The 22,269-nt window shown below is 63.6% G+C and carries 16 protein-coding genes; 12 read left to right on the forward strand and 4 right to left on the reverse strand.

The window, feature by feature from the left end; all coding sequences use genetic code 11:
• Positions 1-3: 3 nt before the first annotated feature.
• The 3 genes from ABI796_RS07720 to ABI796_RS07730 form a co-directional block, all read right to left on the reverse strand.
• Positions 4-3,915: a Pls/PosA family non-ribosomal peptide synthetase gene (locus ABI796_RS07720; protein WP_141284011.1), complete on the reverse strand. Its 3,912-nt coding sequence runs from the start codon at positions 3,913-3,915 to the stop codon at positions 4-6.
• A gap of 156 nt (positions 3,916-4,071) precedes the next feature.
• Positions 4,072-5,037, reverse strand: coding sequence for a quinone oxidoreductase (locus ABI796_RS07725; RefSeq protein ID WP_141283877.1), 966 nt, complete (start codon positions 5,035-5,037; stop codon positions 4,072-4,074).
• An 85-nt stretch (positions 5,038-5,122) separates the two neighbouring features.
• Positions 5,123-6,211: an acyl-CoA desaturase gene (locus ABI796_RS07730; protein WP_141283876.1), complete on the reverse strand. Its 1,089-nt coding sequence runs from the start codon at positions 6,209-6,211 to the stop codon at positions 5,123-5,125.
• Positions 6,212-6,377: 166 nt separating this feature from the next.
• Here ABI796_RS07730 and argC point away from each other — a divergent pair, with 166 nt between their 5' ends.
• From argC to ABI796_RS07775, 9 genes are all read left to right on the forward strand, one after another.
• Positions 6,378-7,421, forward strand: coding sequence for an N-acetyl-gamma-glutamyl-phosphate reductase (argC, locus tag ABI796_RS07735; protein WP_141283875.1), 1,044 nt, complete (start codon positions 6,378-6,380; stop codon positions 7,419-7,421).
• On the forward strand, positions 7,418-8,584 hold the full coding sequence (gene argJ, locus ABI796_RS07740; protein WP_141283874.1) for a bifunctional glutamate N-acetyltransferase/amino-acid acetyltransferase ArgJ: 1,167 nt from the start codon (positions 7,418-7,420) through the stop codon (positions 8,582-8,584). The genes argC and argJ overlap by 4 nt, the downstream gene beginning before the upstream one ends.
• Positions 8,585-8,594: 10 nt before the next feature.
• A complete protein-coding gene (gene argB, locus ABI796_RS07745; RefSeq protein ID WP_141283873.1) occupies positions 8,595-9,554 on the forward strand; it encodes an acetylglutamate kinase in 960 nt (319 codons plus the stop codon).
• Between the two features lie 107 nt (positions 9,555-9,661).
• The gene (locus tag ABI796_RS07750; protein WP_141284009.1) at positions 9,662-10,885 is read left to right on the forward strand and encodes an acetylornithine transaminase; all 1,224 of its coding nucleotides are present in this window, start codon (positions 9,662-9,664) and stop codon (positions 10,883-10,885) included.
• On the forward strand, positions 10,882-11,889 hold the full coding sequence (gene argF / locus ABI796_RS07755) for an ornithine carbamoyltransferase (RefSeq protein ID WP_141283872.1): 1,008 nt from the start codon (positions 10,882-10,884) through the stop codon (positions 11,887-11,889). The genes ABI796_RS07750 and argF overlap by 4 nt, the downstream gene beginning before the upstream one ends.
• Positions 11,889-12,425 carry an arginine repressor gene (locus tag ABI796_RS07760; protein ID WP_141283871.1) on the forward strand — a complete coding sequence of 179 codons (537 nt, stop codon included), beginning with the start codon at positions 11,889-11,891 and terminating at the stop codon, positions 12,423-12,425. Before argF ends, ABI796_RS07760 begins: the two co-directional genes overlap by 1 nt.
• Positions 12,426-12,495: 70 nt before the next feature.
• Entirely contained in the window at positions 12,496-13,701 is a 1,206-nt protein-coding gene (locus tag ABI796_RS07765; protein ID WP_141283870.1) for an argininosuccinate synthase, read from the forward strand.
• The gene (gene argH / locus ABI796_RS07770; protein ID WP_141283869.1) at positions 13,698-15,173 is read left to right on the forward strand and encodes an argininosuccinate lyase; all 1,476 of its coding nucleotides are present in this window, start codon (positions 13,698-13,700) and stop codon (positions 15,171-15,173) included. The genes ABI796_RS07765 and argH overlap by 4 nt, the downstream gene beginning before the upstream one ends.
• Positions 15,174-15,267: 94 nt before the next feature.
• Complete coding sequence (locus ABI796_RS07775) at positions 15,268-16,005, forward strand: maleylpyruvate isomerase family mycothiol-dependent enzyme (RefSeq protein ID WP_141283868.1); 738 nt, start codon at positions 15,268-15,270, stop codon at positions 16,003-16,005.
• A gap of 80 nt (positions 16,006-16,085) precedes the next feature.
• Here the strand turns inward: ABI796_RS07775 and ABI796_RS07780 are convergent, their stop codons facing one another.
• Complete coding sequence (locus ABI796_RS07780) at positions 16,086-17,588, reverse strand: AlkA N-terminal domain-containing protein (RefSeq protein WP_141283867.1); 1,503 nt, start codon at positions 17,586-17,588, stop codon at positions 16,086-16,088.
• Positions 17,589-17,672: 84 nt separating this feature from the next.
• On the opposite strand from ABI796_RS07780, the gene ABI796_RS07785 reads away from it, so the two are divergent.
• The 3 genes from ABI796_RS07785 (at position 17,673) to tyrS (ending at position 21,997) form a co-directional block, all read left to right on the forward strand.
• Positions 17,673-18,341, forward strand: coding sequence for a DNA-3-methyladenine glycosylase (locus ABI796_RS07785; protein ID WP_373092662.1), 669 nt, complete (start codon positions 17,673-17,675; stop codon positions 18,339-18,341).
• Between the two features lie 78 nt (positions 18,342-18,419).
• Positions 18,420-20,648, forward strand: a complete 2,229-nt coding sequence (locus tag ABI796_RS07790; RefSeq protein WP_141283866.1) for an ATP-binding domain-containing protein — start codon at positions 18,420-18,422, stop codon at positions 20,646-20,648.
• Between the two features lie 38 nt (positions 20,649-20,686).
• The gene (gene tyrS, locus ABI796_RS07795; protein WP_141283865.1) at positions 20,687-21,997 is read left to right on the forward strand and encodes a tyrosine--tRNA ligase; all 1,311 of its coding nucleotides are present in this window, start codon (positions 20,687-20,689) and stop codon (positions 21,995-21,997) included.
• Positions 21,998-22,269: the final 272 nt, after the last annotated feature.

Here is a 22,269-nt window from a genome sequence, read left to right on the forward strand (position 1 = left end):
AATCTACTTCAGGCGCGGCGCTTGTGCTGACGGACCCACCCAAGGGCTCACGGGGTTGCCCATCCAGTACGTCCCGGCCGGGACGGTTTCGCCGCGCATGACCAACGACGCCGGCCCCACAGTTCCGCCGTCGCCGATGCTTGCCGCGGGGAGGATGACCCCGTGCGGGCCCATGGTGGCGCCGTTGCCGAGCGTCACGGTGTCAAGGCTCATGACACGGTCGTGGAAGAGGTGTGTCTGGACTACGCAGCCACGGTTGACGGTGGAGTTTTCGCCCAGGGTGACGAGGTCGGCTTCGGGGAGCCAGTAGCTCTCGCACCACGTTCCACTGCCGATCTTCGCGCCAAGCCCACGCAGCCACCACACCAGGGCAGGGGTACCAGCGGCGGATCGGGCGAACCACGGGGCACTGACCATCTCAATGAAGGTATCCACCACTTCGTTGCGCCAAATGAACGAGCTCCACAGCGGATGTTCTCCCGAGCGGATGGTCCCCACCAGAACCCACTTGGCCACAATGGAACTCAGCGCGGCCACGGCTCCTGCTGACAACATCACCACGCCGCCAAGGACCGCTGCTGCCCAGTAACCCCAGCTGCGCGCGATTCCATCCAGGACCAGCATCACGCTGACGGCTATGGCCACGGTGAGGATGACCGGAATCAGGCGGCACAGTTCCCACAGTGCCCTGGCGATCTTCAGCTTGAGGGCCGGGCGGAAGGTACGGGTCTGATCAGCATCGACGGCGGTGCGGCGCAACCTGACGGGCGGACTGCCAAGCCAGGACGTGCCCGACTTCGCTTTGGCCGGGGTGGCCGAGAGGACAGCCACCAGAGAGTTCTTGGGTACGTTCCGCCCGGCGGCCGTCATGCCGGAGTTGCCCAGGAAGGAACGCTTCCCGATTTTGGCCGGTGCAATTTTCATCCAGCCGCCACCAAGTTCATACGATGCCACCATGGTGTCGTCCGCAAGGAAGGCGCCGTCGCCGATGGTGGTCATTTTGGGAACGAGGAGCACGGTTGAGGCTTCCACGTTCTTGCCAACCTTGGCCCCGAGGAGACGCAACCAGACGGGGGTAAAGAGGCTCGCGTAGACCGGAAACAGGAGATCCCGGGCCATGTCCAGGAGGCGTTCGGTAGCCCAGACCTGCCACCCGATGCGGCTGCGCACCCGGTAATAGCCCTCTTTCAGACCCAGGCCGAGGAGCCTGGCAAAAATCAGGATCAGTACCAGGTTGCCGAAGAACCACACCAAAGCAGCGAGCGGAACGGCCAAGGCAATCTGTGGAAGGGCCGTTCCCAGGGACTTGTGGCCCTGGATGAAAGCCAAAACCACCAGTGCGCCTGCAAAGGCAGAGATGTAGGGGATGAGGGCCAGCAAAGCTGACGCGCCAGCGAAAGCGGAGAACCAAAGCCGGTCCATGCCCGCGCGGCGGCTGCTTGGTTCAGGCCATTCGTGTTTGGCTTTTCCGCGGCGTTCTGCCGGTGAGCCGGCCACCAGGTGTCCGGCTTTGACTTTGCCCAGCACAGCGGATCCGGCATCAACGTGGGCCCCCGCACCTATGGTGGCTCCGGGCATCAGGGTGCTCCGGGCACCCACCACTGCACCGGCTCCCACATGGATCTGGCCAATGTGCACCGAGTCACCGTCCACCCACCAGCCGGAAAGGTCCACTTCAGGCTCGATGTTCGCTCCGCTGCCCAAGGACAGCAGGCCCGTCACCGGGGGTAAGGAGTGAAGGTGGACGTCCCTGCCGATTTTCGCACCGAGGGCGCGCGCGTAGTAGGGGACAAACGGGGCGCTGGCCAGGCCTATGGCACCCGAAAGGTCTTGAATCTGTTCTGCGAGCCACAGCCGCAAGTGCGTCTTGCCGGACCTGGGGTAGGTTCCTGGTTCAACCCTGCCGAGCAGGATGCGGGCCGCCAGCACCGAGATCGTCATGCGACCCAGAGGGCTGACAAAGACCAGCCATGACGCAGCGATCCACCACCAGGAGAGAACGGGAGCGGCAGCGAACCCGGCGAAGTCGGCCAGTAGTTTGTTGGCAGCCATAAGGTAGGTCAGCCAACGCATCCCTACGAGGATGTGGAGCGGCACGCCCATGAGGACCTGGAAGACTTGTGACTTCAAGGCGGTGGGGCGGACGCTGCGCTCTGCAGCGGGGCCTGGCGCGCCGCCGTCGGGCAGTGATTGCCGGGCGGCGTCAATCAGGGCGCCGATGCGCGGAGTGGCATAGATGTCAGCCACGGTGATGGTGGGGTAGCGGACCCGGAGTGCCGACACGAGCTGGGCCGCAGCCAGGGATCCGCCACCATAAGCGAAGAAGTCGGCATCGAGTGAACTGACGGGGCTGCCCAGTACCGATTCCCACTGCTCCACCACCCACCGGGCGTCATCGGGCAGGTTCAGTGGAGCGTTGCCTGCCTCGGTGGCGCCCGCTCCTGCCAGCGGCCAGGGCAGCGCATGGCGGTCCACTTTGCCGCTGGTCTTGGTAGGAAGCGAATCCACCACTGTCAGCAGGGGGATCAGAGCAGCCGGCAGGCTCTCGCCCAGAAGTTGGCGGGAATCGTCCATGGACAGTTCATAACCGTCAACGGGAGCCAGGTAACCCACCAGGATCTGGTTGCCGGCCGCCGTCGTCTGCACTGCGGCAGCCGCACCTGCGACGCCGGGCAAGGACTGCAGCGCTGCATCAACTTCGCCCAGTTCAATCCGACGTCCGCCGAGTTTGACCTGTTCATCGGCCCTGCCCATGAAGATCAGGCCCTCGGTTTCGAAGCGCACCAGGTCACCCGAGCGGTACGCACGTTCCCATCCGAGCGTTGGCATTGGGGCGTACTTCTCGGCATCCTTGGCGGGATCCAGGTACCGGGCCAACCCGACTCCGCCGATGATCAGTTCCCCGATCCCGCCTTCGGGAACGGGAACGCCATGTGAATCGACGACGGCGAGGTCCCACCCGTCCAGCGGCAAGCCGATCCGTACGGGGCCGGGTCCGCCAAGGGGTGCGGCGCAGGCGACGACGGTCGCCTCGGTGGGTCCATAGGTGTTCCACACTTCACGGCCATCCACGGCCAGGCGTTCGGCCAGCTCCGGCGGGCAGGCCTCTCCGCCGAAGATCAGGAGGCGGACGTTTTCCAGTGCTTCCGCGGGCCACAATGCGGCGAGGGTAGGCACGGTGGAAACCACTGTGATCCCGTGGTTGATGAGCCAGGGCCCCAGGTCCATCCCGGTCCGGACAAGGGCTCGTGGCGCAGGCACCAGGCAGGCTCCGTGACGCCAGGCCAGCCACATCTCCTCGCAGGAAGCGTCAAAGGCCACCGATAGGCCGGCCAGCACACGGTCCTGGGGACCGATCGGCTCGGGCTGGAGGAAGATGCGGGCTTCTGCATCAACGAACGCCGCTGAGGAACGGTGCTTGACCGCAACTCCTTTGGGGGTACCGGTGGATCCGGAGGTGAAGATGATCCAGGAGTCATCATCCAGCGCGGGGCCTGCCGGTGAGGAAACAGCATCTCTGGCGGGACCGGAAAGCTGGATGTCCAGGCCTGCGGCAATGACGGCAGCCACCTTGGCTTCACCGAACACCAGACGGGCCCGCTCCTCGGGATCGTCCGCATCCACGGGAACGTAAGCGGAACCGGCCATGAGGATTCCCAGGATGGCGATGTAGAGCTCGTTGGTGCCCGACGGAATCCGGACACCGATTTTGTCTCCTCGCCCAAGCCCTGATGCGTTCAACTTTGCGGCAAAAGATCGAACCGCCTTCAGCAGCTCGGTATAGCTCAGTGACTTGTGCCCGTCATCCAAGGCCGAAGCCTCTGGAAAGGAGGCTGCCGTCGCCTCCAGAATGTCCACGAGAGTGCGTTCGGCAGGGGCCAAAGGGCCACCGGGCAGCTGGGGACGGTACGTCATCAGGGCAGGCGTCGTACCGGCCCCAGCGGAATGTTCTGTGCTCACGTTGGTCAGCTTTCCGCAGAAAGATGAACAAAAGGTGTCCGGCGTTTCCTGAAGGTCACGCCGTGTTGACCTGCAGTTCGCTTTTTGCACATGTGGGGTTCACAAGGCTGATCAGGGAACCAGGAGTACTTTGCCGGTGGTCCGCCGTCCTTCCAGGTCCCGGTGCGCCTGGGCTGCCTCCGCGAGCGGGTAGGTTGCGCCCACCCTGACAGCCAAAGTGCCGTTGGCGGCGGCATCGAAAATCTCTGCTGAACGCCACCGGCGCTCCTGGGCGTTCTGGACGAAGTGCGCCATGGTGGGCCTGGTCAGCGTCAGTGAACCGGCGGCGTTCAGACGCTGGGGATCAAATGGCGGTACGGGGCCGGAGGCGGCGCCGAAGAGCACCATGGCGCCTCGGATGCGAAGGCTTCTAAGGGAATCGTCGAACGTGTCTTTACCCACGCCGTCGTACACCACGTTGACGCCTTCGCCGTCGGTCAGTTCGCGGACCCTGTCAGCGAATCCGTCATAGCGGAGAACCTCATCGGCGCCGGCCAAGGTAGAGAGATCGGCCTTCTCATCCGAGGAGACCGTGGTGATGACGCGGGCGCCGCGTGCCTTCAGGAGCTGAGTCAGCAGGAGGCCAACACCACCGGCTCCTGCATGCAGGAGGACGGTGTGGCCCGGCTCTACCCGGAACGATGAGTTCATCAGGTAATGCGCGGTGATGCCCTGCAGCGGCAGGGCCGCAGCGGTGTGGTCGTCGACGCCGTCAGGAACCGGAAGTGCCTTGCCCGCCTCCACGAGGGCGTACTCCGCGTAGGTTCGGCTTCCCTCGGCCGTGGCGACCCGGTCACCCACGGAAAATTCTTCGACACCTTCGCCTACGGCCTCCACCGTGCCAGCGGCCTCAGCGCCCGGGGTGAAGGGGTATTCCACCTTGTAGGTGCCGCTGCGTTGGTAGGTCTCAATGAAGTTGACCCCGGCAGCTGCGACCTTGATCAACAGCTGGCCGGGGCCAGGCTTCGGTATTTCCACAGTGGCGTACTCGAGGACCTCAGGTCCTCCGGGCTGCTGTGCAACGATGGCGTGCGTCATGGTGGCTCCTCACTCCGGGGCGGTCCTTCCGGTGCCCGGTTTCAGAATCCATCCTAGGGAGGTTGGGGCCTCCGGTGTGGAACGCCTAACGGCGTCCGTGCGTCGAAGCCACCGGGCAGTCGAAGCCGCGGCCTGCTGCCAGGCCCACGTCATTGAGGTATCTGACAACGATCCCGTAGGACTGTATCAGCGTGGTTTCCGTGTAGTTAATGGAGTGCTTGGCGCAGAACTCGCGCACGATTTTTGTGGCCTTGTACAAGTGGGGGCGGGCCATGTCCGGGAACAGGTGATGCTCCACCTGCCGGTTGAGTCCGCCAAGGAGGAAGTCCATGAAAATGCCACCGGAGATGTTCCGCGACGTCAGAATCTGGCGGTTGAGGAAGTCCACGCGGCTGTCCTTGGGGAGGACCGGCATGCCCTTGTGGTTGGGTGCGAACGAGGCACCCATGTAGAAGCCGTAAACCATGATCTGTACGCCCAGGAAGGCGAACGCCATGCCGATGGGCAGGAACGTGAAAGCCAGGATTGGGAGGGCGGCAAGCCTGGTGACCAGGATGGGTGTCTCCACCCAGCGGTGACGTACTTTCTGCTTGCCGAAAACAAAGCGAAGGGAGTCAAACTGCAGGCTCAGGCCCAGGAGCGTCAGGAGCGGGAAGAAGAACCAGCCCTGCTTCTTGGTCAGGAAAGCCAGGCGGCCTTTACGTTCGGCCGCGGCGTCTTCGTAGAACACCAAGGCGTTGTTCCTGATGTCCGGGTCCTTGGAGATGACGTTGGGGTGGTTGTGGTGGGCTCCGTGCTTCTGTTCCCACCAGGAGTAACTGATGCCTGCTACGCCGGTGGCAAGGAGGCGGGCGGACCAGTCATTGGCCCTGCGCGAGGCGAAAATCTGCTTGTGGCCTGCCTCGTGGGCAAGGAAGCTCAGCTGCGTGCACAGGATGCCTACGGCAGCGGCAATCAGGAGCTGATACCAGGAATCGCCAATGAGGGCGAAGCCCAGCCAAGTGCCCGCCATGAGCAATACCAGGGCCACGAAGACCCAGATGTAGAAGCCACTGCGGCGTTCGAGGAGTCCGGCGGATTTCACGCTCTTGAGGAGCTCTGAGTAGCTCTGGACGACGGGGTTGGGTTGAATTGCGCGAGCTTTGGGGCGCTCAGCGGTGGACGTGGGTGACATAAATGGCCCCGTATCGCTAACGGGCAACGCTGCAGCCGACGTTCGGACTGCACGGTCTGGATCACCCTTCACTAAGCATACTCGCAATGCACTAAAAAATGAGACACATCACAAAGTCATGCATAAATATCGGACAGCATGAATATTCTTGCTGTACAGTGGACTCATGACTATTTCTGTTGCGGTCTCCGGTGCCAGCGGCTACGCCGGGGGAGAAGTGCTGCGTCTGCTGGCAGGCCATCCGAACGTCACCATTGGTGCCATCACCGCTCACAGCAACGCCGGTTCTAGACTAGGGGAGTTGCAGCCGCATCTCCATGGCCTGGCCAGTCGGATTCTGGAAGAGACCACGGTGGAAAACCTGTCCGGCCACGACGTCGTGTTCCTTGCTTTGCCGCACGGAGCTTCGGCCGAGATAGCTGCACAGTTGCCCGAAGGCACTGTAGTGATCGACGCCGGCGCGGACCACCGCTTGCAGGACGCCGGAGCGTGGGAAAAGTTCTACGGCTCTGCCCACGCCGGAACCTGGCCCTATGGTCTTCCGGAACTCCCCGGCCAGCGCGAGGCGCTCAAGGGTGCGACGCGCATCGCGGTGCCCGGCTGCTACCCGACGTCGGCCTTGCTGGCCTTGACGCCCGGATTCGCCAACAACCTCCTCTTGGCGGACGACGTCGTCATCGTCTCTGCCTCCGGGACCTCCGGCGCCGGCAAGGCTGCCAAAGTCAACCTGATTGGCTCTGAAGTCATGGGCTCAATGAGCCCCTATGGCGTAGGCGGCGGCCACCGCCATACGCCCGAAATCGAACAGGGTCTCTCGAATGCCGCCGGCGAACCGGTGACTGTCTCCTTCACGCCAACACTGGCGCCCATGAGCCGCGGCATTCTCACCACTGCCACGGCCAAAGTGCGGCCTCAGGCTGGACGCAGTGTCACAGAAGCCGAGCTTCGCCAAGCGTGGGCGGATGCTTACGACGACGAGCCGTTCGTGCACCTCCTTCCGGAAGGTCAGTGGCCCACTACCAAGTCGGTTCAAGGCTCCAATCACGCTGTGATGCAGTTGGCCTTCGACTCCCACACGGGCCGCGTCATTGTCACGTGCGCCATTGACAACCTCACCAAGGGGACTGCAGGCGGCGCCGTGCAGTCCATGAATATTGCCCTCGGCCTGGACGAAACCGCCGGCCTGAACCTGCAGGGAGTTGCACCGTGACCATTACCGCCCCCAAGGGATTTCGCGCCGCCGGCGTCAAAGCCGGTATCAAGGCCTCCGGCAACCCGGACCTGGCTTTGGTAGTCAATGACGGGCCGCAAAAGTCCGCGGCCGCAGTCTTCACCTCGAACCGCGTCGCTGCCGCCCCGGTTCACTGGTCGCGCCAGGTAGTCAGCGATGGCCGTGTGGACGCCGTTGTGCTGAACTCCGGTGGAGCCAATGCCTGCACCGGTCCGCAGGGTTTCCAGAACACCCACGCCACCGCAGAGAAGGTGGCGGAGGTCCTGGGAGTCTCAGCTTCTGACGTTGTAGTGTGCTCAACCGGCCTGATCGGTGAGCAACTGCCCATGGACAAGATTCTTCCCGGCGTGGACGCTGCCTTCCGCGAATTGTCCGAAGATGGCGGCTCCGCTGCCGCCACGGCCATCATGACCACGGACAGCGTTTCCAAGGAAGCCGTTTTCACCGGCACTGATGCCCAGGGCAAGGAGTTCACCGTAGGTGGCATTGCCAAGGGTGCCGGCATGTTGGCGCCGGGCCTGGCAACCATGCTGGTGGTCCTCACCACCGACGCCGAGGTTCCTGCCAATGAGCTGGACGTCGTCCTCCGCGACGCCGCCCGTGTCACCTTTGACCGGGCAGACTCGGACGGCTGCATGTCCACCAATGACACGGTAGTGCTGCTGGCATCCGGAGCCTCCGAGGCTTTGCCTTCTGCCGAGCAGTTGAGCGAGGCCGTCACCAGCGTCTGCGCCGAACTGGCACGCAAGCTGATCGGCGATGCCGAGGGCGCCAGCCACGACATCGCTATCCGGACCTTCAATGCCGCCAGCGAACGCGACGCGGAAATCGTCAGCCGCAGCGTTGCCCGTTCCAACCTGTTCAAAGCCGCCATCTTCGGCAAGGACCCCAACTGGGGTCGCGTGCTCTCTGCAGTGGGAACAACTGACGCCGTCTTTGAGGCAGACCAGCTCAATGTGGCCATGAACGGTGTGCAGATTTGCCGCAACGGTGCAATCGGCGATGACCGCAACCTGGTGGATCTGGAACCGCGCGAGGTGCTGGTCGAAATCGACCTGCAGGCCGGCGATGCCGAGGCCACCATTTGGACCAATGACCTCACGCACGATTACGTGCATGAGAACAGCGCCTACTCGAGCTGAGCGGATGACCATGACTTCGCACACCCGCGAGACGACGTCCACGAGCCATGTCTCTGCCGAAACAGCCCAGGACAAAGCCGGCACGCTGATCGAAGCACTGCCGTGGATCCAGCGCTTCGCTGGCACCACCATGGTGATCAAATACGGTGGCAACGCCATGGTCAACGATGACCTCCGCCGTGCCTTCGCCGAGGACATTGTGTTCCTCCACCACGTTGGTATCCATCCCGTGGTGGTTCACGGCGGCGGCCCCCAGATCAACTCCATGCTCGGCCGCCTCGGCATTGAATCAGAGTTCAAGGGCGGCCTGCGCGTCACCACTCCCGAAGCCATGGACGTGGTCCGTATGGTCCTCACCGGGCAGGTGGGGCGTGAACTAGTAGGCCTCATCAACTCCCACGGGCCCTACGCCGTGGGCATGTCAGGCGAAGATGGCGGCCTGTTGCGCGCTGTCCGTACGGGCACTGTTGTTGATGGCGAAGAGGTGGATCTGGGCCTGGTGGGCGAAGTGGTGGGCGTGGATCCCGATGGCATTACAGACATCCTCGACGCCGGCCGCATCCCGGTGATTTCCACGGTGGCACCCGAGATCGTTGACGACGGCAACGGCTCCGGTCCCACCACGGGTCAAGTCCTCAACGTCAACGCCGACACCGCAGCTGCAGCCGTTGCTTCAGCCTTGGGCGCCACCAAGCTTGTCATCCTCACCGACGTTGAAGGCCTGTACGCCAACTGGCCGGACAAATCCTCGCTGATCTCCTCTCTGACGGCTTCTGAACTCCGTGAGATGCTGCCCAAGCTCGAATCCGGCATGATCCCCAAAATGGCCGCTTGCCTGAAGGCTATTGACGAGGGCGTGGAACGCGCACACATCGTGGACGGCCGTCTCGCGCACTCCATGCTGCTGGAAACCTTCACCACGGCAGGCATCGGCACGCAAGTAGTACCTGACGAGGAAGTGAACGCATGAGCGAAGTTGTTGGCATCGATCCGACCGGCGATGGAACCCCCGCCCGCTTCGCGGTGCCCGACCACACCCGGGGTCCCATCGCCGGATCGGATGCCAAAGCTTCCGTCATGACTGGGGTGAGTAATGGTGCTGACTGGCTGGCCCGTTACTCGTCCTCGCTCATGGGTGTTTTCGGTACTCCGCAGCGGGTCTTGGTCCGTGGCGCCGGCTGCCTCGTGTGGGATGCCGACGGCAAGGAATACCTGGACCTCCTGGGCGGCATTGCGGTGAACGCGCTGGGTCATGCCCACCCGTTTGTTACGTCGGTGATTTCGAGTCAGCTGGCCACACTCGGCCATGTCTCGAACTTCTTCACCAGCCCTACGCAGATTGCCCTGGCGGAAAAGCTGCTGGCGCTCAGCAAAGCTCCGAATGGTTCCAAGGTGTTCTTCGCGAACTCCGGTACTGAGGCCAACGAGGCCGCGTTCAAGTTGGCGCGCCGTAACAACGGTGACGGGAAGCGCACCAGGATCATTGCGCTGGAAGGTGCATTCCATGGCCGCACCATGGGTGCTCTGGCGCTCACGGCCAAAGAGGCTTACCGTGCGCCTTTTGAGCCACTGCCCGGTGGCGTGGTGCACATTCCGTTCGGTGACATCGATGCCCTGCGCGCCGCCGTCGACGATTCCACAGCGGCCCTTTTCCTGGAGCCGATCCAAGGCGAAGCGGGCGTCCGGCCACTCAGCGCCGAATATTTGCAGGCAGCCCGCGAAGTGACCAGCGCAGCCGGTGCTCTTCTCATCCTTGATGAAGTCCAAACGGGCATTGGCCGCACTGGAAAGTGGCTGGCCAGCGAAGATGCCGGAATTGTGCCCGATGCCATGACCCTCGCCAAGGGCCTGGGCGGCGGCTTCCCCGTGGGTGCCTTGATTACCTTTGGAAGTACGACGTCGGCCCTGCTCACCGCCGGGCAGCACGGCACCACTTTTGGTGGCAACCCGGTGGCTACGGCTGCGGCGCTGGCCACACTGCACGCGATCGAAAGCCAAGGCGTGCTGCAGAACGTGCTGACGGTCGGGGAGCACCTTCGCGAAGGCCTTGCTGGCGTGGAAGCTGTCACCGAGGTTCGCGGTGAGGGGCTGCTGATCGGCTTCGATGTGAACGCCGACATCGCCCCGGCCATGGTATCCGCGGCCTTGGACGCAGGCTTCATCATTAACAGCCCTGGCCCCCGGACCATCCGCCTGGCACCTCCGCTGATCCTCACCATCGATCAAGCGGACCGCTTCCTGGACGCTCTTCCCACCCTGATTGCCACGGCTACAGCCCAAACCGCTAAGGATGCCCAGTGACTTCTTCCACCACCACCCGTCACTTCCTGAAGGACACGGACCTCAGCCCTGCAGAGCAGGCTGAGGTCTTGGATCTCGCCGTCCGGATGAAGGCCGCGCCGTACAGTGTGCAGCCCTTCGCTGCCGAGGGCAACGGCCGCAAGACCGTGGCCGTGATCTTTGACAAGACCTCCACCCGCACGCGTGTTTCCTTTGCCACGGGCATTGCGGACATGGGCGGCAACGCGTTGATCATCAACCCGGGTGAGGCCCAGATCGGCCACAAGGAATCCGTCGAGGACACCGCAAAGGTCCTTGAACGCATGGTCTCCACCATCGTGTGGCGCACGGGTGCCCACTCGGGCCTGGTGGCAATGGCGGAGAACTCCGGGGTCCCTGTTATCAATGCCCTGTGCGATGACTACCACCCCTGCCAACTCCTGGCGGACCTCCTGGCAGTCAAGGAGCACAAGGGGGAACTTGCCGGACTGAGCATGGCCTACCTCGGTGATGCCGCCAACAACATGGCCAACTCCTACCTGCTGGCGGGCGTCACGGCCGGAATGCATGTTCGCATCTCCGGCCCTGAGGGCTACTTGCCCGCGCCGGAAATCGTGGCCGCCGCGGAAGAACGCGCAGCCGAAACCGGCGGTTCGGTGCTGATCACCAGTGACGCTGCCGAAGCCCTTAAAGGCGCAGACGTCGTGGCAACGGACACGTGGGTTTCCATGGGGCAGGAAGCGGAGAAGGAAGCCCGGATGCAGCTGTTCCGCGATTACTCCGTGGATGAGGCTGCCATGGCACAAGCTGCACCGGACGCCGTGGTGCTCCACTGCCTGCCTGCGTACCGCGGCTACGAGATTTCCGCCGGAGTCATCGATGGGCCGCAATCCATCGTCTGGGACGAAGCAGAAAACCGCCTGCACGCGCAGAAGGCACTGATGGCGTGGTTGATGCACCGCTCCGGGCTGGCCTTTGTGGAGGGACTTTCTCCTGTCGAAGGCACCGGGGAGAGCACGTTCTAGTGTCCACCACCCCGTCCGTGCCGGGCGCGAGCCCGGCCACCAAGACTGCCCGGCAGGCGCGCATTACCGCCATCCTGACCGGTGAGTCCGTGCGTTCCCAAGCAGAGCTTGCAGCACTGCTGGCGGACGACGGCGTCCAGGTCACCCAGGCCACGCTGTCCCGCGACCTCGTGGAACTTGGCGCAGTCCGGGTCCGGGGCAAAGAAGGTGCCCTCGTGTACGCCGTTCCGGGGGAGGGCGGGGACCGCAATGCCAAAAGTGGTGTAACCCAGGAAATTCTGGATGCACGGCTGACACGTCTTTGTGGCGAACTCCTGGTCACCGCGGAGGCCTCGGGGAACATTGTGGTGCTCCGCACACCGCCGGGAGCTGCCAACTTCCTGGCCTTGGCCGTTGACCACTCGGTGATGCCGTCGGTATTGGGTACGATCGCAGGCGACGACACTTTGCTGCTGGTCGCGCGTGACCCTGACGGCGGGGCTGAACTGGCGGCGCGTTTTTTGCGCATGGCCGAAGAAGCCGGGCCCGGCAACTGATTGATCTTTTCAGCATTGATTCACACAGCATTGATTCGAATGAACCAAGAAACAACTAAGGAGCACTCTCGTGACTGAGCGCATTGTTCTGGCCTACTCCGGTGGCCTTGATACTTCCGTAGCCATCGGCTGGATCGGTGAAGCCACCGGCGCCGAGGTCATCGCTGTGGCGGTCGATGTTGGACAGGGCGGCGAGTCCCTGGAGACCATTCGCCAGCGCGCCCTCGGTTGCGGCGCCGTCGAAGCTTACGTGGCCGACGCCCGTGACGAGTTCGCCAACGAGTACGCCATGCCCACCCTGAAGGCCAACGCCCTCTACCAGGGCCACTACCCGTTGGTTTCGGCCATTTCCCGCCCGGTGATCGTGAAGCACCTGGTGAAGGCTGCCCGCGAATTCGGCGCCACCACGGTCGCTCACGGTTGCACGGGCAAGGGCAACGACCAAGTCCGTTTTGAAGTTGGCATCCAGACCCTCGGCCCGGACCTGAAGTGCATCGCCCCGGTCCGCGACCTCGCCCTGACCCGCGACAAGGCCATTGCCTTCGCCGAGGAAAAGGGTCTTCCGATCGAGACCACCAAGAAGAACCCGTATTCGATCGACCAGAACGTTTGGGGACGCGCCGTGGAGACCGGCTACCTCGAGGACATCTGGAACGCCCCCACCAAGGACATCTACGACTACACCGCCACTCCGGAATTCCCGCCGGCACCGGATGAGGTCACCATCTCCTTCCAGGCCGGTGTTCCGGTAGCGATCGACGGCGTGAAGGTCACCCCGCTGCAGGCCATCCAGGAACTGAACCGCCGTGCAGGCGCCCAGGGCGTTGGCCGGATCGACGTTGTTGAGGACCGCCTTGTTGGCATCAAGTCCCGCGAAATCTACGAGGCCCCGGGTGCCATGGCGCTGATCACCGCGCACAAGCACCTCGAGGACATCACCATCGAGCGCGAGCAGGCCCGCTTCAAGGCAACTGTTGGCCAGCGTTGGGCCGAGCTGGTGTACGACGGCCAGTGGTTCTCCCCGCTGAAGCGCTCCTTGGACGCTTTCATCGAAGACACCCAGCAGTACGTTTCCGGAGACATCCGCATGGTCCTTCACGGTGGCCAGGCAATCGTCAACGGTCGTCGCTCGGACACTTCGCTGTACGACTTCGACCTCGCCACCTACGACACCGGCGACACCTTCGACCAGTCCATGGCACGCGGCTTCATCGAGCTGTGGGGCATGTCCTCCAAGGTTGCCTCGGGCCGCGACCTCCGCGTCGCAGGGCAGTGAGTCCTCAGCAGGGCCCCGGGACGCAGGGGTCCCCGGCCGAGCGGAGCGAGGTTGGGGAGCGTTCAGGGACAAATGAAGGTGCGCTGTGGGGCGGCCGGTTCGCCGGCGGCCCTGCGGATGCGCTGGCAGCACTGAGCAAGTCCACTCACTTTGACTGGCGGCTTGCCCGCTACGACATCGCCGGTTCCAAGGCCCACGCCCGCGTGCTGGCCAAAGCCGGATTGCTGGACGACGCCGAACTCGAAGGCATGCTCACCGCCCTCACCCAGCTGGACGAGGACGTCGCCAGCGGCGCCTATCTCCCGGCTGAGAGCGACGAGGACGTGCACGGGTCACTGGAACGCGGACTTATTGAGCGTGCCGGGACCCAGTTGGGCGGCAAGCTCCGGGCCGGCCGTTCCCGCAACGATCAGGTTGCCACCCTTGGCCGCATGTTCCTGCGTGACCATGCCCGGATCATCGCCCGCGGTGTCCTTGCCACCATTGAGGCCCTCGTTGAGCAGGCCAAGGCCCATCACGGTGTAGCCATGCCCGGCCGGACACACCTTCAGCACGCACAGCCGGTGTTGCTCAGCCATCACCTGCTGGCCCACGCCTGGGCCCTGCTGCGCGATGTGCAGCGGCTTCAGGACTGGGACAAGCGTGCCGGTGTTTCGCCTTATGGTTCCGGTGCACTTGCTGGCTCCTCCTTGGGCTTGGATCCTGAGGCCGTTGCCGCGGATCTGGGTTTCTTCTCGGCCGTCCATAACTCGATCGATGGCACCGCATCCCGCGATGTGTTCGCCGAGTTCGCCTGGGTTTGCTCCATGATCGGCGTGGATCTTTCCCGGATTTCCGAGGAAGTCATCTTCTGGGCAACCAAGGAGTTCTCCTTCGTCACGCTGCATGACTCGTATTCCACGGGGTCCTCCATCATGCCGCAGAAGAAGAACCCGGACGTCGCCGAGCTCGCCCGCGGCAAGGCAGGACGCCTGATCGGCAACCTGACCGGCTTGTTGGCCACGCTCAAGGGCTTGCCGCTGGCGTACAACCGTGATCTGCAGGAAGACAAGGAGCCCGTTTTCGATGCCGCGGATACCTTGGAGCTGCTGCTTCCGGCCGTGTCCGGCATGATTGCCACTCTGAAGTTCAACACCGAGCGCATGGAGTCCCTGGCTCCCCAGGGCTTCGCGTTGGCAACGGACATTGCCGAATGGCTCGTCCGGCAGGGCGTTCCCTTCCGTGAGGCCCATGAGCTTTCCGGTGCTGCCGTCAAGCAGGCCGAAGGCCGTGGTGTGGAGTTGTGGGATCTGACGGATGAGGAGTATGCGGCCATCTCGGAGCACCTGACTCCCGAGGTCCGCAGTGTCCTCAGCACCGAAGGTTCGCTCAGCAGCCGGAACTCCCAGGGCGGAACGGCGCCGGCCGCCGTCGAGCGCCAACTCAAGGCACTCGAAGCGGAACTGGACGCGGTGCGTTCTTACGCCGGCTAATCACTTCGCATTGACGCATTGACGCATTGACCTGTGGGATGGCACGTTCGCTGCCATCCCACAGGTGTTTAATGTGGTGGGCTAGCATGGCGCTATGACTCAGATCACCCCTGAGGCGCTGCCCGCAGAGCTTCACAAAGCCGCAAGCACCGTCTTCCGCCTCCTGTCCAAGATGGACGAATCCTCCGTCGCTGAACCGTCTGAACTGCCAGGCTGGACCCGCGGCCACGTTCTGGCGCACATCGCCGGTATATCCAAAGCGATGGCCCGGCAACTGGACTATGCCCGCCGCGGCGAGACCATTGAGCTCTACGACGGCGGCATGGACGGCCGGAACAAGGCGATCGAGCTCGCGGCCGGACACAGCCTGGCCCGGCACACGGAAGCTGTCACCTCCGCAGTGGATGCCGCCGTTGCCGCCTTTGATGCCTTGGGGCCGAACGAATGGCAGGCGCGCATCGCGTACCGGGACGGAACAGTGCTGGACGGCGGTCTGGCGTTGTGGCGTGAACTGACCATCCATGCCTCGGACCTGAAGCTGGGGTTCGGACCGGAGACGTGGAGCCGTCCCTTCTGCGAACACCTCATCGGGTTCCTCGAAGCACGCGTGCCGGACTCATCCAAGTTTGTTTTGCAGCCGACGGGCCTTCCGCAGCGAAGCATTGGGAGCGGTGGCACGTCCATCGCCATCACCGGCATGCTCACGGACATCGCTGCGTGGCTGGCGGGCAGGGAGCCCAGTCTGGGGAGCCTCCGCGCCACTGCGGCCGCCGACGGCGTTGACCTCCCGGAGTTGCTGCCCTGGCCCGCCGCATTGCCCGCGCCCCGCTAACCCGACGCTCTCTCACTTCCCGGGTGGTTTGGGTGGTCCCTCTCTCACGTCCCGGGTGGTTCGGGTGGTCCCTCTCTCACTCAAGAACGCGGAGTGCCCCTGGCCTTGACCGCTGCCGCGCGCCACAGGTGCATGGTGGCGTAAGAGCGCCAGGGGCTGACCTCCCGGAAATCGGTGCTGAGTTCGGTGACCGACGGCAGCGACTTCAAGCCGTTCCGCACCGCGGCGTCGTTGGCGAGGAAAACATCGGGTGCGCCCAAAACGCGCATGGCCACGTAGCCGACAGTCCAGGGCCCCACGCCCGGGAGGGGGAGCAGTTTCCGCCCAAGACTTTCCAGGGAATCGCCGTAGCCGAAGTCGAGCTCCCCAGCGGCCATGGCCTCAGCGGCGGCGACGATGGAGTCTATCCTCCGCTGTGGCCCCCGCAGGAGGTCGCGGCCGTGTTCGGCCAGTTCAGCGGCCGTCGGAAATAATCTGTCCAAGCCGGGGGCGGCGCCCTCGACGAAGGATCCGGCTGCGGACAACTGGGTCAGGGCCGTGCGGGCGGCAGCCACGGTGATCTGTTGGCCGATCATGGCCCGGATGAGCAGCTCGTGGGGATCCACAGCCCCGGGCACCCGAATCCCGGGGATCCCAGCGACGCTTGACGTCAACCGCGGATCCTTTGCCAATGCGTCATCGATCGCTAGGGGATCCGCGTCCAGGTCGAACAACCTCCGGACCCGGCTCATCAGTGCCGGGAGGTCGTGGAGGTCCACGGCGGTGGTGGTCAGTTGCAACGGTTTGCCGGCAACTGAGGGGTTGTAGGAGACCGTGAAAGACGCATTGCCCCGAGGCAGGCGCAGGGTACGGGCATAGGTTCTGCTGGAATTGGTCCCGGGTGCGTCCGTCGAGGTATTCGCCGCCTCTATGCCCGCTACAGCTCGAACCGCCAAAAAGTCGAAAATGCCGGAGTCAAAGGGCTCCCTGTACGGCAGATTGAGCGTAAGGGAGCCAGGGGCTGCGGTACTCCGGCGTTGGCCGGACTTTGCCCCGGTGGCACGCACCGCCGTCGGCGTCATGGCAAAGACCTCGCCGATGGTGTCGTTGAATTGCCGCACACTGTTGAAGCCGGATGCGAAAGCAACGTCGGCCAGCAGCATGTCCGTGGATACCAGCAGGGTCCTGGCGGTTTGGGCCCTGCTGGCCCGCGCCAGCGAGAGGGGACCGGCACCTAGTTCGTTGCTGAGAATGCGGTTGAGCTGACGCGGGGAGTAGCCCAAGCGGTGAGCGAGTCCGTCCACGCCTTCGCGAGTGATCACGCCGTCGTTGATCAGCCGCATGGCCCGGCCGGCGACGTCGGAACGGAGGTTCCACGCGGGAGTTCCGGGAACGGCTTCCGGTAGGCAGCGCTTGCAGGCGCGGTATCCGGCTTCGTGGGCGGCTGCGGAGGTTTCGTAGAACGTGACGTTCTCAGCTTTGGGCGTACGGGCAGGGCAGGAGGGCCGGCAGTAGATGCCGGTGGAGCTGACGGCAGTGAAGAATTGCCCGTCAAAGCGGGTGTCGCGCGCGTCGATTGCCCGGTAGCGCTGCCAGAAGTCCATGGCTTCATCCTGCCAGCCGCCCATTGCCTGTGCTAGCGGAAATCGGACATGGCCGTTTGCTGGTTTCTTGTTAGGGTCTGGTTCATGAGTTCGTCCATGGACCAGCACATCAGCAGCCCGGCAGAGGTGCGCACCTTCCTCCAAGGCGATCCCCGAGTCATCGCTCCACAGATACTTGGTGCCGTGTTGACCCATCACTCCGACGCCGGTCCGGTCTCGGTACGGCTCACAGAAGTTGAGGCCTACATGGGACCCCGGGATTCGGAAAACCCGGACCCTGGCTCCCACACCTTCGGTGGGCTTACGCCCCGGAACGCGCCCATGTTCGGCCCGCCTGGATTCCTCTACGTGTACTTCACCTATGGCATGCACTACTGCGCAAACATTGTGTGCGGTCCCGACGGCTCACCTTCAGCGTTGCTCCTGCGGGCTGGAGAAATAGTGGAGGGCCAGGGGCTTGCTGCCCTCCGCCGGCCCGCCTCCAAAGCGCATAAGGATCTGGCCAGCGGTCCTGCGCGGCTGGCCTCCGCACTGGGGCTTACGACGGCGGACACTGGCCGCGACGCCCTCGCCTCACCGTTCAGTTTGTGGTTGCCCACCACGCCTGCACCTGCCGTGGCCAGCGGACCGCGCGTTGGAGTAGCCGGGCCGGGTGGCAGCACTGACTACCCATGGCGATTTTGGATCGAAGACGATCCCACGGTGTCCAAATACAAGGCCGCCAAGCCCCGGACCCGTAACACTGCCGGGTGACGCTCACCGTACCCCCCACGTTTACCAAAATCGCTGTAGAATGGACGGTCTGTCTTTTGCGATAGGGGTTACGGTTCGATGCACGACGCTGATTTGGTCCACGAGCAGGAATATGTTGCCGGGCTTTACGCCCGGCTCGATGAGTTGCGCGCTGAAAAACGCGCTCAGCTGGCGCAGGTGCGCAAGGCCGGCGCGGTGGGAACCATGCAGAACGTCTCGGAGCGGGACGCCTTCGCAGCGCTGTACGAAGACCGCCTGGCCCAGCTCGACGCCGTCGATGACCGCTTGGTCTTCGGACGCCTGGATCTTGACTCCGGTGAAGCCCAGTACATTGGCCGCATCGGGCTTTCCACAGCCGATCTGCAGCGGCTCATGGTTGACTGGCGCGCCCCGGAAGCCGGGCACTTTTACCAGGCCACCGCGTTCGACCGCCAAGGCGTCAGACGTCGCCGCCACCTGATCCTTCAAGGGCGCGATGTGAAAGCGATTGAAGACGATGTCCTGGACGCCGGGATGCTCGCGGACAACGACTCCCTCCAGGGTGAAGGGGCCTTGCTGGCGGCGCTCAATTCCAAGCGCACCGGACGTATGTCTGACATTGTTGGCACCATCCAGTCCGAACAGGACAGGATCATCCGTTCTTCCATTTCGGGGGCGTTGGTAGTCCAAGGCGGTCCCGGAACGGGCAAGACTGCCGTGGCCCTGCACCGCGCCGCCTACCTGTTGTACACGCACAGGGAACGGCTCAAGAGCGCCGGCGTCCTGCTCGTTGGGCCCTCGTCCTCGTTCATGCATTACATCGAACGAGTGCTGCCGTCGCTGGGTGAGACCGGCGTGGTCATGGCCAGCCTTGGACGCCTCATGCCCGGCATCCACGCCATTCCCGAGGAAGACGCGGATGTTGCCGCGCTCAAGGGCAAGCTGGATATGGCCACCGTGGTGGCAAACGCCGTAGCCAACCGCCAGCGGACACCTGCGGAAGACCGTATCCTCGAGGTTGATTCGCGGAAACTGACACTGACCGTCCGCCAGGTGCGCCGAGCCAGGGAAAAGGCCCGTGCCACAGGAAAGCCCCATAACGAAGCACGGCTCACGTTCGTCAAGATCCTTCTGCGCGAGCTCACCGAACAGCTCACGGACCTGGTGGAAGAGGGCAACATCGGCAACAACGCCGATCGCGCCTACCTGGCAGAAGACGTCCGATCCGCCCGGGATGTGCGCATTGCGCTTAACCTCTGCTGGATGCCGATGACTCCTGAGAAGCTCATTTCCGAGCTCTTCAGCAAGCCGGCCATCCTCGAAGCCTGCACGCCTCACCTGACCCCTGAACAGCGCGCTTTGCTGCAACGTCCGGTGGATGCACCGTGGACGGAAGCGGACGTTCCGTTGCTGGACGAGGCTGCCGAGTTGCTGGGTGAGCTGGATCCGGCCGCAGGCAGGGGACTGGCCCAGCAGGAGGCGGACCGTGCCCGTGATCTCGCCAACGCCAAGCAGACCCTTGCCAACATGGAAGCCATGGGCGTGGACGTTTTGGTAACTGCGGAAGAACTTGCCGAGCAGAACCAGGAACGCGAGGGCCGGCTCACTGCTGCCGAACGCGCTACGAGCGACCGGTCGTGGGCCTTTGGGCACATTGTGGTTGACGAAGCCCAGGAACTCTCTCCCATGCAGTGGCGGCTCCTGGTTCGGCGCTGCCCGCTGAAGTCCTTCACCATTGTGGGCGATATCGCCCAAACAAGTGCAGCAGCCGGCGCCAATTCCTGGCAAAGTGCCCTGGCGCCGTCGTTCGGTGACCGCTGGACCCTGGAAGAACTCACCGTCAACTACCGCACGCCCTCGCAGATAGCCGAAGCTGCTGTGCGCATGGCCAACCGCGCGGGCCTGGTTGTCTCGGCTCCCAAGGCCGTCCGTGAAGGCAAGTGGTCGCCGATTGTGGACCACGTGGAGGCTGATGGAATCATCAAGCGCTTGGTTGAAGTCCTGCCGGAGGAAGTCGAAGCGATCGACGGCGGCCTGCTGGCCGTCATTGCCGACGGTCCTTTGCTGCCTCAGGCCACCGCCGCGCTGCGGGAGGTCTACGGGCGCCGCATTGGCAGCGGCGCGGGCAGCTACCAGCAGGACATTGTGGTGATCAGTCCCAAGGAAGCCAAGGGCCTGGAATTCGACGGCGTTGTGGTCTTGGAACCGGCCGCCATGCTGAACCATGAGCACGGTAAGGTGGGCGATCTCTACGTTGCCATGACCCGAGCCACGCAACGTCTGCGCCTCATAGCAGCTGCACCGGTACCGGCCGGCATTGAGCGCTAGGAAAAGCGGACCCTGCAACCGGTGCTAACTTAGATCTCGTGTCACACGTAAACAACCTCGAGTCCCAGCACAACGATCCCGCCTTTGCCAACGTCTGGCAGGAGCTCAAATGGCGCGGCCTTGTCCACGTTTCCACTGATGAAACTGAACTGGAAAAGCTGCTCGCCGGGGACCCGATCACGTATTACTGTGGCTTCGATCCCACCGCGCCATCGCTGCACTTGGGCAACCTGGTGCAGTTGTTGGTGATGCGTCGTCTGCAGTTGGCCGGTCACAAGCCGCTCGGATTGGTGGGAGGATCCACGGGCCTGATCGGTGACCCCCGCCCCACGGCGGAACGCACCTTGAACACCAAGGACACCGTTGCGGAATGGGTTGGCTACCTTCAGGGCCAGGTGCGCCGCTTCCTGAGCTTTGAGGGCGAAAACCCTGCGCGCATGGTGAACAACCTCGACTGGACCGCTCCGCTGAGCGCCATCGACTTCCTCCGCGAAATCGGTAAGCACTTCCGCGTAGGCACCATGCTCCGTAAGGATGCTGTGGCCTCGCGCCTGAACTCCGATGAGGGCATCAGTTACACGGAGTTCAGCTACCAGATCCTGCAGGGCATGGACTACCTTCAGCTCTTCCGCGATTACGGCTGTGCGTTGCAGACCGGTGGTTCGGACCAGTGGGGCAACCTCACCAGTGGAACGGAACTCATCCGCAAGGTGGAAGGCAAGAGCGTCCATGCTCTGGGTACGCCGCTCATCACCAACTCCGACGGAACCAAGTTTGGTAAGAGCGAAGGCAATGCCATCTGGCTGGACCCGGACATGTGCAGCCCGTACACGTTCTACCAGTTCTGGTTGAACACGGCCGACGCTGATGTGGTTGACCGCCTCAAGGTGTTCACCTTCCTCTCCCGCGCCGAAGTCGAAGCACTCGGCCAGTCCGTGCAGGAGCGCCCGTTTGCCCGTGAGGGCCAAAAGAAACTCGCCTTCGAAGTGACTTCTTTGGTGCACGGCGTCGAGGCCACCGAGAAAGTCATCGCCGCTTCGGCTGCGCTTTTCGGCAACGGCGATCTCTCAGTACTGGACGAGCGCACTTTGGAAGCAGCCACTGCCGAGCTTCCTTCCGCCACCGTCAATGCCGAGGGCCTGGGCATCATTGACCTCCTGGTCGCTTCCGGTCTCTCGGACAGCAAGTCGGCAGCACGCCGAACGGTTGGCGAGGGCGGTGCCTATGTGAACAACACCAAGGTCTCTGATCCCGATGCCGTTATTGCTCAGGATGAACTGCTCCACGGGCGCTACTTGCTCCTTCGGCGCGGCAAGAAGAACCTGGCCACTATTGAGGTCTCGGCCTAGGCACTCTTTACACTTCGGTTCCGAAAGGGCCGGCACCTTCACGGGTGCCGGTCCTTTCCGTTGTTGAGGGGGCTTTTTGTAAATGGGTGGTCGTTTCTGTCTTTGAGCCCGGCTTTTCCGCAGAGCCATGGACTCAACCCGCCTCCCTCCTCCTTCCGACGCTCTCTCACTTCCCCTGGGTTTTTACCGGACCGTCTTTCAGATCCCTCGGGTTTTTGCCGGACGCTCTCTCACTTTTGTGGGGGAGCGGTTCTGTTTAACGGCAGTGGGTT

Source organism: Paenarthrobacter aurescens, from assembly GCF_041549525.1.
In the GTDB taxonomy this organism is placed as follows: domain Bacteria; phylum Actinomycetota; class Actinomycetes; order Actinomycetales; family Micrococcaceae; genus Arthrobacter; species Arthrobacter aurescens.

What these genes read in the sequence shown, in the direction of transcription:
- ABI796_RS07720 (WP_141284011.1), bottom strand. Translation starts at nt 3,915, where the DNA reads ATGACGTACCGTCCCCAGCTGCCCGGTGGCCCTTTGGCCCCTGCCGAA.
- ABI796_RS07725 (WP_141283877.1), bottom strand. Translation starts at nt 5,037, where the DNA reads ATGACGCACGCCATCGTTGCACAGCAGCCCGGAGGACCTGAGGTCCTC.
- ABI796_RS07730 (WP_141283876.1), bottom strand. Translation starts at nt 6,211, where the DNA reads ATGTCACCCACGTCCACCGCTGAGCGCCCCAAAGCTCGCGCAATTCAA.
- argC (WP_141283875.1), top strand. Translation starts at nt 6,378, where the DNA reads ATGACTATTTCTGTTGCGGTCTCCGGTGCCAGCGGCTACGCCGGGGGA.
- argB (WP_141283873.1), top strand. Translation starts at nt 8,595, where the DNA reads ATGACTTCGCACACCCGCGAGACGACGTCCACGAGCCATGTCTCTGCC.
- ABI796_RS07750 (WP_141284009.1), top strand. Translation starts at nt 9,662, where the DNA reads ATGACTGGGGTGAGTAATGGTGCTGACTGGCTGGCCCGTTACTCGTCC.
- ABI796_RS07775 (WP_141283868.1), top strand. Translation starts at nt 15,268, where the DNA reads ATGACTCAGATCACCCCTGAGGCGCTGCCCGCAGAGCTTCACAAAGCC.
- ABI796_RS07780 (WP_141283867.1), bottom strand. Translation starts at nt 17,588, where the DNA reads ATGGACTTCTGGCAGCGCTACCGGGCAATCGACGCGCGCGACACCCGC.
- ABI796_RS07785 (WP_373092662.1), top strand. Translation starts at nt 17,673, where the DNA reads ATGAGTTCGTCCATGGACCAGCACATCAGCAGCCCGGCAGAGGTGCGC.
- ABI796_RS07790 (WP_141283866.1), top strand. Translation starts at nt 18,420, where the DNA reads ATGCACGACGCTGATTTGGTCCACGAGCAGGAATATGTTGCCGGGCTT.